The 13,563-nt window shown below is 48.7% G+C and carries 17 protein-coding genes and 3 pseudogenes; 12 read left to right on the plus strand and 8 right to left on the minus strand.

What is annotated here, in order from left to right:
- Positions 1-122 precede the first annotated feature (122 nt).
- On the plus strand, positions 123-791 hold the full coding sequence (locus ACM1PF_RS32000) for a cofactor assembly of complex C subunit B (protein WP_416670462.1): 669 nt from the start codon (positions 123-125) through the stop codon (positions 789-791).
- A gap of 78 nt (positions 792-869) precedes the next feature.
- A complete protein-coding gene (locus ACM1PF_RS32005; protein ID WP_416670463.1) occupies positions 870-1,382 on the plus strand; it encodes a DUF456 domain-containing protein in 513 nt (170 codons plus the stop codon).
- Between the two features lie 251 nt (positions 1,383-1,633).
- On the opposite strand, the pseudogene ACM1PF_RS32010 reads toward ACM1PF_RS32005, so the two are convergent.
- The 5 genes and pseudogenes from ACM1PF_RS32010 to ACM1PF_RS32030 all read right to left on the minus strand — a co-directional run.
- A pseudogene (locus tag ACM1PF_RS32010) lies at positions 1,634-1,729 on the minus strand (KGK domain-containing protein); the annotation flags it as partial.
- Between the two features lie 21 nt (positions 1,730-1,750).
- Entirely contained in the window at positions 1,751-1,894 is a 144-nt protein-coding gene (locus tag ACM1PF_RS32015; protein WP_416670464.1) for a hypothetical protein, read from the minus strand.
- A 65-nt stretch (positions 1,895-1,959) separates the two neighbouring features.
- Positions 1,960-2,901, minus strand: coding sequence for a c-type cytochrome biogenesis protein CcsB (gene ccsB / locus ACM1PF_RS32020; RefSeq protein ID WP_416670465.1), 942 nt, complete (start codon positions 2,899-2,901; stop codon positions 1,960-1,962).
- A gap of 335 nt (positions 2,902-3,236) precedes the next feature.
- Positions 3,237-3,383: pseudogene (locus ACM1PF_RS32025) on the minus strand (GNAT family N-acetyltransferase); the annotation flags it as partial.
- Between the two features lie 60 nt (positions 3,384-3,443).
- Complete coding sequence (locus ACM1PF_RS32030; RefSeq protein WP_416670466.1) at positions 3,444-3,791, minus strand: hypothetical protein; 348 nt, start codon at positions 3,789-3,791, stop codon at positions 3,444-3,446.
- Between the two features lie 231 nt (positions 3,792-4,022).
- Here ACM1PF_RS32030 and ACM1PF_RS32035 point away from each other — a divergent pair, with 231 nt between their 5' ends.
- The 4 genes from ACM1PF_RS32035 (at position 4,023) to ACM1PF_RS32050 (ending at position 8,594) form a co-directional block, all read left to right on the plus strand.
- On the plus strand, positions 4,023-6,329 hold the full coding sequence (locus tag ACM1PF_RS32035) for an FdhF/YdeP family oxidoreductase (RefSeq protein WP_416670467.1): 2,307 nt from the start codon (positions 4,023-4,025) through the stop codon (positions 6,327-6,329).
- Positions 6,330-6,624: 295 nt separating this feature from the next.
- Positions 6,625-7,566 carry a serine/threonine protein kinase gene (locus ACM1PF_RS32040; protein WP_416670468.1) on the plus strand — a complete coding sequence of 314 codons (942 nt, stop codon included), beginning with the start codon at positions 6,625-6,627 and terminating at the stop codon, positions 7,564-7,566.
- 499 nt (positions 7,567-8,065) lie between these two features.
- Positions 8,066-8,260 (plus strand): hypothetical protein, encoded by a 195-nt coding sequence (locus ACM1PF_RS32045; RefSeq protein ID WP_106175141.1) that lies wholly within the window; start codon positions 8,066-8,068, stop codon positions 8,258-8,260.
- Positions 8,247-8,594, plus strand: a complete 348-nt coding sequence (locus ACM1PF_RS32050; protein WP_416670469.1) for a type II toxin-antitoxin system PemK/MazF family toxin — start codon at positions 8,247-8,249, stop codon at positions 8,592-8,594. The genes ACM1PF_RS32045 and ACM1PF_RS32050 overlap by 14 nt, the downstream gene beginning before the upstream one ends.
- Positions 8,595-8,669: 75 nt before the next feature.
- On the opposite strand, the gene ACM1PF_RS32055 is transcribed toward ACM1PF_RS32050, so the two are convergent.
- From ACM1PF_RS32055 to ACM1PF_RS32065, 3 genes are read right to left on the minus strand one after another with little or no spacing between them, the layout of a single operon-like run.
- A complete protein-coding gene (locus tag ACM1PF_RS32055; RefSeq protein WP_416670470.1) occupies positions 8,670-8,810 on the minus strand; it encodes a hypothetical protein in 141 nt (46 codons plus the stop codon).
- A gap of 58 nt (positions 8,811-8,868) precedes the next feature.
- Positions 8,869-9,300, minus strand: a complete 432-nt coding sequence (locus ACM1PF_RS32060) for a type II toxin-antitoxin system VapC family toxin (protein WP_416670471.1) — start codon at positions 9,298-9,300, stop codon at positions 8,869-8,871.
- An 8-nt stretch (positions 9,301-9,308) separates the two neighbouring features.
- Positions 9,309-9,623 (minus strand): hypothetical protein, encoded by a 315-nt coding sequence (locus tag ACM1PF_RS32065; RefSeq protein ID WP_416670472.1) that lies wholly within the window; start codon positions 9,621-9,623, stop codon positions 9,309-9,311.
- 348 nt (positions 9,624-9,971) lie between these two features.
- Between ACM1PF_RS32065 and ACM1PF_RS32070 the strand changes: the two genes are divergently transcribed.
- The 6 genes and pseudogenes from ACM1PF_RS32070 to hemC all read left to right on the plus strand — a co-directional run bounded on the left by ACM1PF_RS32070 (position 9,972) and on the right by hemC (position 13,436).
- Positions 9,972-11,132 (plus strand): ISH3 family transposase, encoded by a 1,161-nt coding sequence (locus ACM1PF_RS32070; protein WP_416666610.1) that lies wholly within the window; start codon positions 9,972-9,974, stop codon positions 11,130-11,132.
- 9 nt (positions 11,133-11,141) lie between these two features.
- A pseudogene (locus ACM1PF_RS32075) lies at positions 11,142-11,342 on the plus strand (hypothetical protein); the annotation flags it as partial.
- Positions 11,335-11,604: a type II toxin-antitoxin system RelE family toxin gene (locus tag ACM1PF_RS32080; protein WP_416670473.1), complete on the plus strand. Its 270-nt coding sequence runs from the start codon at positions 11,335-11,337 to the stop codon at positions 11,602-11,604. The pseudogene ACM1PF_RS32075 and the gene ACM1PF_RS32080, both read left to right, overlap by 8 nt.
- Entirely contained in the window at positions 11,591-11,800 is a 210-nt protein-coding gene (locus ACM1PF_RS32085; RefSeq protein ID WP_416670474.1) for a hypothetical protein, read from the plus strand. The genes ACM1PF_RS32080 and ACM1PF_RS32085 overlap by 14 nt, the downstream gene beginning before the upstream one ends.
- Positions 11,801-11,904: 104 nt before the next feature.
- Positions 11,905-12,312 (plus strand): DUF1257 domain-containing protein, encoded by a 408-nt coding sequence (locus tag ACM1PF_RS32090; RefSeq protein WP_416670475.1) that lies wholly within the window; start codon positions 11,905-11,907, stop codon positions 12,310-12,312.
- Positions 12,313-12,476: 164 nt separating this feature from the next.
- Positions 12,477-13,436 carry a hydroxymethylbilane synthase gene (gene hemC / locus ACM1PF_RS32095; RefSeq protein ID WP_416670476.1) on the plus strand — a complete coding sequence of 320 codons (960 nt, stop codon included), beginning with the start codon at positions 12,477-12,479 and terminating at the stop codon, positions 13,434-13,436.
- The last annotated feature ends 127 nt before the right edge of the window (positions 13,437-13,563 follow it).

Genomic DNA, 13,563 nt, shown 5'->3' on the forward strand with positions numbered 1-13,563 from the left:
CGCAATGGATCGGTTTCATCTAGATATCGTACACAGGATCACCAAAATGGGTTGGGGAGGTAAAGGTTTGTGTCAAGATTGAGTTGAGAGTTAGATATGGCATTGGACAGTCAACTCAAATTATGGCAAAAGCAGATCAAAATCAGGTGTTACGGGTAATGCCGATCGCCGTCGGTATTCTGGCAGGGACGCTACTGATGGTGAATCGTTTGCTCACCCCAGCGTTAACTGATTCCCAGGCGCGATCGGATGCTTTGGGCATAGTTTTGAGTGCGCTGTTAATTTTAACTGGCTTACTGTGGCAGCGAGTTCAACCCAAATCCCCCGATGCTGTACAGCTTGTCGGTGAAGAAGGGTTTGATCTGGAGAAGACTTTACCGGATCCGGTCAAAACTGAGCTGGCCTGGGCTTCCCATCTGCTGCTGACCAATACAGCCACCCGATCGATCGTCGTCTGGTATGGTGGGCAGGTTTTAATGCGTCGAGGCATTTTGGGCAAAGCTGAAACCGTGACTCCAGGGGCGATCGTCCAGCGGGCTTTGCAGCTCCAACGTCCGGTTTATTTAGTGAACCTGCCCCTTTACCCCGGCAAGATTGAATTTGACTACTTACCGGAAAACACTCAGGGAGTGATTTGTCAGCCGATCGGCAGTCAGGGAGCCATGATTCTGGGAGCCAACGCACCTCGCAGCTACACCAAACAGGATGAAACCTGGGTTGCTGGGATTGCCGATAAGCTTGCCAGTACGCTGACTCAATTGATGGAACCCGTTCCCGAATCGCTACCCTAAGGTAGAGCAACAGGGGCAGCCAACCCCTGAGAATAAAGATATTGAATGATTGAGTCTATTAAATAATCTAAATAATCTATGGTTGGACTTTACTGGTTTTTAGTGGCTCTTATGGGGGTCGGTGCGATCGGAGCATTTGTTCCCGGTATTCCTGGGGCCATCTTGATCGTCATAGGGGTCGTAGTTTGGGGAATTGCCACCGGGTTTGCTGGACTGGGATTTCCCCTGACCGTAGCAATTCTGGTTTTTCTCGCTGGGATTGGCATTGACTTCCTGGCAACCTATTGGGGAGCCAGACGCGCTGGAGCCAGCAAATGGGGGCAGATTGGAGCCATTGTGGGCTTACTGCTGGGGGTCTTTGGGCTTTTACCCGCCTTACCTTTTGGTGGGCCGATCGTCGGTCTGATCATTGGGCCATTGCTGGGGGCCATTATTGGCGAGTTGCTATATCAGCGAGATCTGCGCCGTGCCTTGAAAGCAGGGGTGGGCATCGTCGTTGGCTCTGTCATGGGCAAAGTCGTGGAAGGGAGTCTGGCAGTTGCTGCACTGATTGTTTTTCTACTCTACACCTGGCCCCAGGTGATGGGCTAACTTGCTTGTGCCTGCGTCAACCCTGCCCAATCTTCCCTAGCTATCAGTCCGCTTAATCAATACTCCTGATCAATCTCTGGATAAATGGGTGGTTCACTGCTCCACTGATTCGGATCGGAACGATACACATCTTCTCGGTTGCGCCGCCGCAAGGGCCGTTCCTCCCGGTAGCCCCCGCTGGAGTAAACATCATCCTGGGGATAGGCTTCCTCCCTGGGTGCGCGACTTTCCCGCAGTAATTTAGGGGGTGGATCGGGACAAAACTCTAAACGGACGCGGATTCTGCCGCGTTGCCAGCCCTGATTGCTAAAGCGCAGAACCTCACATCTTGCGCCGCGATCGTTGAACCAGCCTTCCTGCTCTTCGGTTCATTGGTCTTCCTGTTCGCTGACCAACTGCGCCAGGGCATCTAAAAACTCAATCACTTTGAAGGTCGGGTTGGCCATCAGCACCCGGCCACCCCGCACAAATACCACTTCATCGTCATTGAGCATCCCGAAGTCATTATCCATCTTGACTGTCCTAACTATTGTTTACTGTGCCAACCTGGGACGATCGGATTCTCCCTGAAAAACCACTAGAAAAACCAGCCGTAGCTGTGCAGTCCTTTGCCCAGGAGGTTTACGCCCAGGTAGCAAATCCAAACCACCAAAAAGCCCGATGCTGCCAGGATAGCCGGACGACGGCCCTGCCAGCCACGGGTGATGCGGGCATGGAGATAGGCGGCAAAAACCAACCAGGTAATCAGGGCCCAGGTTTCCTTGGGATCCCAACTCCAGTAAGATCCCCAGGCTTCATTGGCCCAAACCGCTCCCGCAATGATACCAATTGTCAGCAGGGGAAAGCCTAATCCAATAATCCGGTAGCTGATGTTGTCGAGGGTGTCCGCCAGGCTGAGGCGTTGGGGGGATAAAGGAGTCTTGGGTTGAGCAGTGGTCGATGGATGGGTGACAGCATCTAAAACGGCAGTGCCTCCCATGCTGTTGTTTGCAGAGGAGATGTTTGCAGAGGAGATGTTCGCAGATGGGGCGATCGTCGAAGAGTCCAGAACTGAAGCGTCTTTGGATGAAGTTTCTTCTAACTTACGCAGGCGGTACTTCGTATCTCGATAAGCTCCCGTTCCCACTGAGCTGCCCTTGAGTTCGACTTCTTGACCGCGCGTGATCACCAGAAAAGCGATCGCCACCAACGCCCCCACCATTAACGCGGCATAGCTGAGTAACATGACGCTGACGTGCATCATCAGCCAATTGGACTTGAGAGCGGGCACAAGGGGTTCAGACATTTGCATCTGGGACGGCAGGGAGAGGGCGGCAAAGGCGGTAATCCCCATCGCCACGGGAGCGGTCACTGCACCCACCAACGGACTGCGGCTCATGTTCTCCGCCAGGAAATGGACGGCCGTAATGCCCCAGGCAATAAAAAACAGGGACTCGTACAAGTTGCTCAAGGGGAAATAACCCGCCTCAATCCACCGTGCCCCCAATAGGGCAGCAATGCAAAGGTTAGCAATTCCCATCCCCGTCGATCCCAAAATTTGCAGGTAGGGAATTTTGGGGAAGGCAGCACTGGTTCAGTACAGCAGCATGGTGAGAAACAGAATGGCAAATGAGGCATTGTCCAGCCAGCTCTGAAGGGCAACCAAGTCCATGGAAATTTCTCCAATCATCAAACCAACAGTCAGCGTTCATCTTTATCGTATCGAGTCTTGGGATCTTCTGGTTGAATTGGAGAGAGGAGAGAGGAGAGAGGAGAGAGGAGGGGGGAGTGAGGAGTGAGGAGTGAGGAGTGAGGAGTGAGGAGTGAGGAGGGGGGAGCGATGAGATTGCTGGGATAGAGGTTGAGATTTTGTACCTACAACTTCTTGAAGTATCTGGCGATCGATAATAATCTAAAACCCAGCTTTTTGTGGGTGTGACGGGCAGGGGCGTGACCGGGATCTCCTCTAGTTTCGACCATCGCAATCGCCATTCCTGCCGCTTTCATTTGATTCAGATTAAAAAACATCCCGCCAGGATCACTAGCGGGGTAAAACTTAGTAATTATGGCGAAACAAAAACCTTAGGGGGTCGGTACAGAACGCTTTGCTGCTTCTCTTTCAGGATGATAACCCTTGGCAAGTTCATCAACATTTAGCTTTTCGCCCAGAGTACTGGGTTTGTTTTCCTCAGATTCTCTCACTGATGAAGCCTGACTTTGCCACTCCCGACGAGCAGCTCTGGCGGCGGGTTCCTTTCCAGGCATTGCATCACTGCTGACATTATTCGGCTGTCCAAGACGGGTTTGTGTATCCGAGTGATTGGCGGCCATCGCTGCGGTTTGAGTGAAGTTCAGGAGCATCACCACAGTGATGAGCAGTACGGCAACCCGTTTAGCGATCGCTTTAAGAGAATTGAAAGCGTAAAACACAGGATTTCTCATATTTACCTTTTTAAGAGTATTGGACAAAACCATAGTCCAGGGAAATCCGTCAAATGCACGTCTTCCACAAGGCAGAAAAAAGGGACATGAAAAAAATCTCTACCCATGTCGGTAGAGATGTGGATGGAACAGTATCAGAAATCCCAGGACTAAACGCTTTAGCCCCCTCCTGGCTCTACCATAGGGAAAGAGAGGGTTCCACGTCGGAGGAAGGGTAGCATGGATGCAGATATGAATCAGGGACAAACCGCCAATCAGGAACAAACCGTAAAGTCGATCGCGCCAAGCGTTCACCAGACCTCCAATAACACTCCAAATATGGGGGGTGGTGTACCTGCGGTGCAGTATTGGGCAGAGCATACCCTGTCTCCAGAAGGCGTGAAGCTGTGGCAAACGTTATTGCATAAAAGTGCCTGTCTCTCCTGCGCCTGGGGAACGGGGGGACAAAAGGGGGGATTTACGGATGAAACGGGCGAAACGATGCAGCGATGTATGAAAAGCGTCGAAGCGATCTCAGCCGAAATTCAGCCTGCTGTCACCCAATCCTATTTTGATCAGCATCCGATCGCTTCTCTCCAAACCCTCACCTCCCTGGAAGCCGATCGCCTGGGACGGTTGAGCTATCCGATGATCCTGCGGGCGGGTCAGTCTCACTATCAGCGCGTGAGTTGGGATGAAGTCTACTCCATTGCGGAGGCGGCATTCCGTCAACCAGCCGAACGGGTTGCTTCTTACAGTTCCGGGCGATCGTCCAATGAAGCGGCCTATCTGTTGCAGTTGATGATGCGAGCGATGGGATCGAATAATCTGGCGGATTGTTCTGATCTGTGTCATGCTCCGTCTACGGTTGGGTTAAAACAGGTGTTTGGCTCTGGGACTTCAATGGTCAGCCTGGAGAACCTGAGAAAATCTGACTGTGTGGTATTAATCGGTTCCAATGCACCTGCCAATCATCCTCGCCTGATGAATGAGTTGATTAAACTACGCGATCGCGGCGGTAAGGTGATTGTGATTAATCCGATCGTGGAAGTGGGACTTGTTAAATTTGGTTCTCCGGCATTCCCAATTAAATCTCTATTTACTGGGTCGGATATTGCCTCTCTATATCTACAATTGATTCCTGGCAGCGATACTGCTCTATTCACAGGTATCCAGAAAGTCCTGATTGAGCGGGATTGGGTACAGTGGGATTACCTGAAGGCCCATACGGAAGGCTGGGAAGCGGTCATTGAACAGGTGCGATCGACTTCCTGGGAAGCGATTACATCCACCTGCGGCATTTCCCAGGAGGAAATTGAGCTAACGGCACGGGTGATTCATGACACTCAAGGGGTGGTGTTTGCCTGGGCGATGGGGATTACGCATCACGAAAATGGCGTGGATAACGTTCATGCGATCGCCAATACGGCTTTAATGACGGGCAATGCAGGCAAGGAGGGAGCCGGAACCATGCCGATCCGGGGGCACTCGAATGTGCAGGGCTATGGTTCGATGGGGGTGACGGTGCGGTTGAAGCAGGAAATTCAGCAGGCGTTGGAGAAGTTGCTGGGGCGATCGCTGAGTCGGGTTCAGGGGTACGATGCCCGTGCCCTAATTGAGGCGGCAGATGCGGGGAAGGTGGACACGCTGATTTGTATTGGGGGTAATCTCTACGCAGCCAATCCTGACCTGAATCAGGCGAAGCAAGCACTGGGCAAGATTGAGACGATTATCTATCTGGCGACGAAGCCGAATTTAGGACATTTTCACGGATTAGCAAACCAGAATACGTTGATCATTCCGGTGTTCAATCGGTTTGAAAATCCCCACAAGACGACGGTGGAGTCAGGCAATAATTTTGTCCGGCTGAATGATGAGGGCAAAACCCACCTGAAGCAGGCTGATCTGATTTCAGAGGTGGAATTCCTCACGGAACTGGCCCATCGTCGCCTGGGAGACAACCCGATCGACTGGCGCAAACTCCAGGACACCCAGTACGTTCGTCAACTAATCGCCCAAACCATTCCCGGTTTTGAACAAATGGCAGCGATCGACCAAACTCAGGAAGAATTCACCATCGGCGGACGCATTTTCACCACGCCCCATTTCCCCACTCCGTCCGGCAAGGCGACGATGTTCCCCACACCCCTTCCCCACCTATCTTTACCCACTCCAGCAGACTTTGGGCGATCGGATATTGACTCTGGCATTATTCTCACGTTGATTACAGCACGGAGTTATTCCCAACACAATACGGTCGTTTACAAACCCGGTGATCCCTACCGAGGGATGCCCCACCGCAACTGCATCTTAATGAATCGATCGGATGTGAAACGGGCAGAATTGCAGGAACATCAGCGGGTGACGGTGCAGGGGGATGCGGGTCAGTTGGAGCAGGTGGAAATTATCTATGGCGATGTACGGGAAGGTTCGGCTTTGATGTTTTACCCGGAGGTGAATGTACTTTTCAAAGCCAGAATTGACAAACGCTGTGGAACACCTGCCTACAAACGAGTTCCAGTTTTGGTGTTTGCGGAATCTGCGTAGAGGGAAGGGGGAGGGGCGATCGGATTTACAGAAGCATTATCTTTTGGCTCAGAAGTTTCACTGGAGTTTAAAGAAACATCTGAGGCGATCGGTTATTGTCTTTCTTGGTAATTCATTCCTTGTGTCTCAAAATTAAATGAAAATTCTTTCAGATTGTTAGTTGGAAATACATGTGTAGCAAAACTTTAGTATTTCCAAGCCCCTGATGGAGACGTTGAATCCATGCTGTTCCTGGAACCCTTCATAGCCTTTCCTATTTGACAAACTCAAAGATAGAAATTAAACCAAGAAAGATATGAAATTGTATTTCGAGAAACCTATCGGTAAAGGTACCTTTGCTGACATCTGGCTAGGAACTGACGAGATAGGTCGAAATGTTGCAATCAAAATCCTGCGAAAAGAAGGTAAAGATGCTTCCACCGTGCTTCAACATGCTCAGGCTTTGGCTAGAGCGAAGCATCCCAACGTTGTGGCTCTTTACTCAATTGAAAAATTACAAGTACCTGGACAAGGAGAAGAGCAATGTATTGTCATGGAGTATGTGAATGGATTGACTCTAGCTGAGAGATTAGCTGATGGGTTTGAACCTAGAGAAGCTTTTAACATTGGTAAGGCAATACTCTCTGGAGTTCAATTTATTCACGCTCAAGGTTTAGCTCACATGGATCTCCATGATGAAAACATCTTGATTACGAAAGAAGGAGACGTGAAAATCATAGATATTATGTATATGCATTCTTTGTCAGACGTTACTGAGAACGTTCGATTAAACTGTTTGAATTCTGATGTAAGACAACTTATAAAAATTTTAGCTCAAATATTGGCAAAAACTTACTTTGGATATGAGGCAGAAACTCAGTTTTTAAGCAATCTAAACAGCTTGCCTACTCTATGCAATATTAGTCGAAATTACCTTGATATTTTCACAGTTATTAGTGAAAAACTTGAAGATGTAGTTGATTTATTCAAGGTAAATCCAGTGGGTTTGAAGCTTTATAAGTTTCGAGCCGAATGCCAACATGATGTTGATTTAATCGAGAGTGCTTTAGGAGAAGATGTTGTGAGTATAAGTAAATCAAAACATCGTTTTCCTGATATAGAGGTTAAGTTAGTAACGGTTCTGACATTAGACGAAATTCGAGCGAGAATGAGAGAAATAGAAGATTCCCATGTCATGCTTCAGACTATTGCCCACCACTTAGACTACACAGGCAACAGAGAGTACGATCTTATGTAGCCTTAGAGGATATTTAAAAGTGATTTATGGTGATTTGTAAGCACCTCAGTTTTTTAAAGCACCCTCTTATAAAGCTAAGGACAAATAGGAAACGATTTGATGAGCTGAAATGATATTAGAGAACTCACTCTCCCAGCAATTCCCCTAACTCCTGCTGGAATTACAACAGAAGCGATCGCCCTTTACTCCTACATTTACCAAACAGAACAGAAACTTGTTCTCTTACAATGGATGCTAAAGCTTGGAATTGGAGACAGTCATGAATTCTGCGGATCATTCCCAGGAAGATAGGGAAGCTTCAGGGTCGGCTGGTGGGGTGGGCGTGGGGCTAGTTTTAGTTAGCAGACAACGGGGATGGTGTGAGGCAGGTAGTGGGTAATGGGTAATGGATGATGGGTGATGGGGAAGCTGAGTGAGAGTCGATCGCCCCACCCCTCGCGGGATGGAGAACGATCGCCGATAATATTGACAAGGCTTTAGTTGTAAGGAGAACGATGCAATGGCAGTCAACACGTTGAACGTTAGCTTTGAAGAACTAAAAACAATCATTCTGCAACTGCCTGTAGAAAATCTCATGGAGTTGTCCCGCGAAATTGAGGAGAGGCTAGAAACTGTTGGAATAATGCAGTTAGCAGAAAGTGGTTTTCAGGAGTGGAACGACGAGGAAGAAGATATTTACGATGTCGAATCCTAAGCCTGGAGAAATTTGGTTAGTTCGTTTTCCTTTTACTGATCTAGTATCTGCTAAAGTCCGACCTGCTCTAGTATGGGCAAGATATAGACAAGACGCTATCATACTGGGAATTTTTTCAAAGCTCCCTACTGGAACACGCCCTGAAACAGGTGTCTTGATTGCAGATAATCATCCCAGTTTTACAGAAACAGGCTTAAAGAAAGCATCCTTGCTCAGAACCGAGAAGATAGCCACTATCCATGAATCGGTATTTCAGAGACAATTAGGAGATTTACCACCAGATTTGTTGCATCAAACGCAAAAAGCTTTGAGAAGAACCCTCAATCTTGAGTGAAGCGTGCGTAACCGCCGAATGCAGTGAAGACCGATCGCCTGTCGCGCAAGACAATCGGTTACTAGTTCCTTCGTTTTAGCTGGCATGAGCAATCACCAGTTCCACATCGTCGGGAAACGATCGTCCCTTCACAAAAAACACACGATCGCCTGTCTCCCAGCAATTCCCCTGACTCCTTGATGGAATTGCAATAGAATCGATCGCCTTAACGCTCACAGGTTCCTGTTGTAGTCACATGAGAACTTGTAACTTTTTTGGTGGAAACTAGTCTGAACTACATTGGAACTCTTACCATTTGTGCAATCACAGTACCTAATCTTGTGAAGTGACTAGAATTAAGCGTTAGCAGTTGGTCTGCGGATACTTTGAGGGCAGCTTGAGCAATCAATGCATCAAAAATTCCACCGCCCCGAAGATTGAGAGTTGCCATTTGTGCAATTACAGCTTGATAATCTACTATTTCTAATGAAACTTCCAAATACTGTAAGCATCTCTGAAGCAGATTTTGGGCTTCTTGAGGAGACATCCGGGGTTGACTAGGCATTCGAGTCATCACAGAGTAGACCTCTGCCAGGCTATGGGTAGAAAGATAACCCTGAATTTGATTCAATTCTGCCGCCTGTAATTCAGCAAAGCAGGGTGTATGACTTGGGTGCTTTGGGATTACAGCAGCAATGATGACAGAGGTATCAAACAAAACTTTCACTGTTCTATTTACTCCCACGCCCGCTCCTCACGACTTTGAGCAATCAGTGCATTGAAGTCAATATGGTCGAGAGATTCTGTTTCAAAAACGAGAATTCCCTCTTTGTCCCTTAGTCCAGTCTGAGCCGTTGCAGGAGATGACCCAGGTGATTGCAGGCTTTTGACCTTTTCAGTTAAAGTTTGGACAATAAACTCTTCTGGCGAAATCCCTTGTCTTATTGCGATTTGCGCGATCGCCTTTTGTAGGTCAGAAGAGAGATTCATAGGAAAAACTGCGAAATGCAATACTACTAGTTTAGCTTTTGGTGGATTGCCGCTGACCATTCATGCTCACCGATCAACGCCTGAGGACTTGAGAAACCATAACCCCTTGCAAACCGCTGCCACCGCCCTCACTCAGCAATCCCCCTGACCTCCTGCTGGAATTGCAATAGAATCGATCGCTCTTTACTTCTACATCTACCAAACAGGACAACAACTTGTTCCCTTACAATGGATGCTAAATCTTGGAATTGGAGACAGTCCTGAATTCTGCGGATCATTCCCAAGAGGATAGGGAAGCTTCAGGGTTAGCATCTGTAACCGAATTACAGAACCAGTTAAACGACCTCAGTAGATCGCAAATTCTCTAGGAAAGGGGTAGGGTCAGGCTAAACGCATTAAAACAAAGCCATGACGATCTACCCAAGTTCATTATCGCCTGCTCCAGCTTTGACGGATGAAGCGACGTTGGAGGTAGCCCTCGACTGCCTATTGGAACACTTATCCCTGGACATGCAAGGTGGATACACACTCCAAGATCTGTTTGAGATTTTGCTACGGGCCGCCAGTCGCAGCGATAGCATTGAACACACAACACAACGATTGGAGGGCGTACCCAGTGGCAATGGCATTCGCTATCATCTCGATAAGTTAGACGATATCACAACTCTGGAATCTCAACTCAATGCCGCTCTGCAAAGCCGCATCCCCCCAAAAATTCGTAAGGGCAAGCATCGTATTGCCATTGACCTCCATCTGATTCCCTATTACGGCAGTGTGAACGTCGCCACTGAGCCTTACATCTACCGCTCTCAAGCTAAGGCAGGCACGACTTCGTTCTTTGCCTATGCCACCGTCTATGTGATTTGTCGTAACAAACGGGTTACTTTGGGTATTCATGCCGTGCATCGGCATGAAACATTGGTTGCAACCATCACTTATTTATTAGCCATGCTGACTCCCTTACGAGTCCGCGTCAAACGGCTTTATCTTGACCGTGGGTTCTATAGTGTACCAGTCATTCGTTGGCTCAAAGCTCTCAATATTCCGTTTCTCATGCCTGCGGTAATTCGAGGCAAACGTGGAGGTACTCGCCAGTTGTTGATTGGGCGCAAAAGTTATGCCACCCGTTATACCCTCAACAGCCCTCAATATGGTTCAGTTACCTGTCAGATGCGGGTGATTTGCAGCTATTACAAAGGGTTCAAAGGGAAACATGGTATCCAATACACCCTATACGTGGTGCATCGTGTGAGGGTTGCTTTGGAGCAGATGCATCAGCATTACAAAGACCGTTTCGGTATCGAGACCAGCTACAGGATGAAAAATGGGTGCCGTATCCGCACCACGAGCAAGAATCCAGTCACCCGTTTGCTGTTTGTGGCTCTGGCGTTTATTTTGGTCAATCTCTGGGTGTATTTGCTCTGGTTCTTTGTGAGCCGTACTCAACGAGGAGGACGGGTCGTTTACCGAGAACTCTTTAGTCTCAAGACCATGTTGGAGTTTCTCTCTCAGGCTGTCGAGCGACATTTCCCAGTCATCACAGCCATCTATTTACCCTCTCTAGAATGAATTTGCGATCTACTGGACCTGCTCAAACAACTCTCTCCAGAACGGTTGCAGGTACTCACTGAGTTTGCCGCCTACTTAGCCAATGCAGCAAGCGAAGCCGCCACCCAGGAGCTTTTAGAAATTCCGGGGCTGCTAAAGCGAGTGAAGCAAAATCAAACCACTCCCAAAGCCGATTACGCCGACTGGAGAAATCTGCGCTCCAATGTATGATGTCCTGCTCCATCCAGATGCCCAGAAAGTTTACATTAATGCAGACAAAGCTCTGGCAAAGAAAATTGCCCGATGCTTGCAGCAACTCGAACAAACTCCTCGATCGCATCCTAATTTGACTCCCAAGATTAAGTCCGATCGCCCCTTACTCAAAAACCGCGATCGCCCCTCTTGCAGGCTGACTGAACGAACATCGCATTTGGATATACTAGGGCTAGCAAGCGTACATTGCAGAATATCTCACACCCATGTCAAAACGTGAGCAATTAATTCAAGAACTTGAACAAGCTCCTGAAAAGCTAGTTCAAACAGTGTTGGACTTTTTACACCGGGTCAAGGCAACCCGTAAACCTCATCCCCTTGCAAAATTTGCAGGAATTTTGAGCGATGCCAAGGCAGCAGAACTTCAACAAACGATCGCAGCAGATTGTCGGCAGGTTGATTTGCATGAGTGGTGAGATTGCGCTAGATATATCCGTTGCTATTCGTTAATAAGGCGAGAAGCAGGTGAGAAGCAACTTATCTAATCTAAACATGGAGTTTCATTCGAGGAAGCAAAATTATGTCCCACTTCACCTCGATCCAAACCCAGCTTAGGCATCCCGAAGCCCTAATCAAAGCTCTGGCAGACCTGGGCTTGTATACTGTTGAAGTTCATGCGATCGCCCAGCATCTCCACGGATTTGCAGGGGATATTCGATCTGAAACGGCGGAGATCATCATTCGGCGACAGTTTTTGGGGCCGATGAGTAATGACATTGGGTTCAAGCGACAACCCGATGAAACCTTTCAAGCCATCATTTCGGAATACGATCGCCTGCAATATTCTCCACAATGGCTCGATCGGCTGACCCAACGCTATGCTTACCATGCCCTGGTGCAAACTGCCCCAATGGAAGGATTTGCGATCGAACAGGAAGAGGTTTTACCCGACGGCACGATTCGGCTGGTTTTAGGAAGATGGGTTTAAGCTCGCAAGTTGTTCGCCAAACCAGAAAAATGGATTGGCTGGGGCGGACTAATTGAAACCGGATAGAAACCTTAATTTATGCCCCTCCTGCGGTAAGCTGATTAAGTGCTTAAAATCGCCCGACTACTCAACGTTTCGCAGTTTTTCTAAACACTTCTTTACAGATGGTTTCAAGTCCTCCTCGTCCAATTCGGATCGGTTCTCGCAAAAGTCAGCTCGCCCTTGTGCAAACCTACTGGGTGCAGGAACAGCTTCAGCAGCGGTTCACCGATCGCAAATTTGAAGTTCACACCATGAGTACCCAGGGTGACAAGATCCTGGATGTGGCCCTGGCAAAAATTGGTGATAAGGGTCTATTTACCAAAGAATTAGAAGTTGGGATGTTGAATGGCGATATTGACTTTGCCGTGCATTCCCTCAAGGACTTACCGACTCGCCTGCCCGAAGGATTGATGCTGGGTTGCGTCACCGAGCGGGAAGATCCAGCCGATGCCCTGGTCGTCCATGCCAACCATCAAGACAAACAGTTGGATACCCTTCCCGAAGGCGCAGTGGTTGGTACGTCTTCCCTGCGTCGCCTGGCGCAACTGCGCTACCACTACCCCCACCTTGCCTTTAAAGACATTCGCGGCAACCTCAATACCCGTCTGCAAAAGCTGGATGATGGCGAGTACGATGCCATTATTCTGGCTGTCGCTGGCTTAAAACGGTTGGGAATGGGCGATCGGGTTCATCAGGTGATTCCCTCCGAAGTCTCCCTGCATGCCGTTGGACAGGGGGCACTGGGCATTGAATGTCGTGCTGCCGATGAAGAAATCATCGAACTCCTGCTGGCATTACAGCATCAGCCCACCGCCGCTCGCTGCTATGCCGAACGCGCCTTTCTGCGAGAACTGGAGGGTGGATGTCAGGTGCCCATTGGCGTAAACACCACTTTAGAGGGTGATGTATTGAGCTTGACGGGCATGGTGGCCAGTGTTGATGGTAAAAAGATGGTGAAGGGAACCGTGACGGGGCAGGCATCGGATGCAGAGGCGATCGGCATTCAACTGGCCAAAGATCTACGGGAGCAAGGTGCAACTGAAATTTTGGCAGCCATCTTCGCTGAAATTCAAAGGGGTTAGAAACAAGAGAACTCATTGGCAGAACTCATTGAACTTTTGACGGAGGATTGTTGTAGATTGGTAAAAACTTGGTAACAAATCTCAATCTTTAAAGTCCAGCGAGATTTGCGGCCGAAGCTTGTTGATA

The sequence above is a fragment of the Egbenema bharatensis FJBBOT/2019 genome (assembly GCF_048077055.1).
Classification (GTDB): Bacteria; Cyanobacteriota; Cyanobacteriia; order Elainellales; family Elainellaceae; genus Egbenema; species Egbenema bharatensis.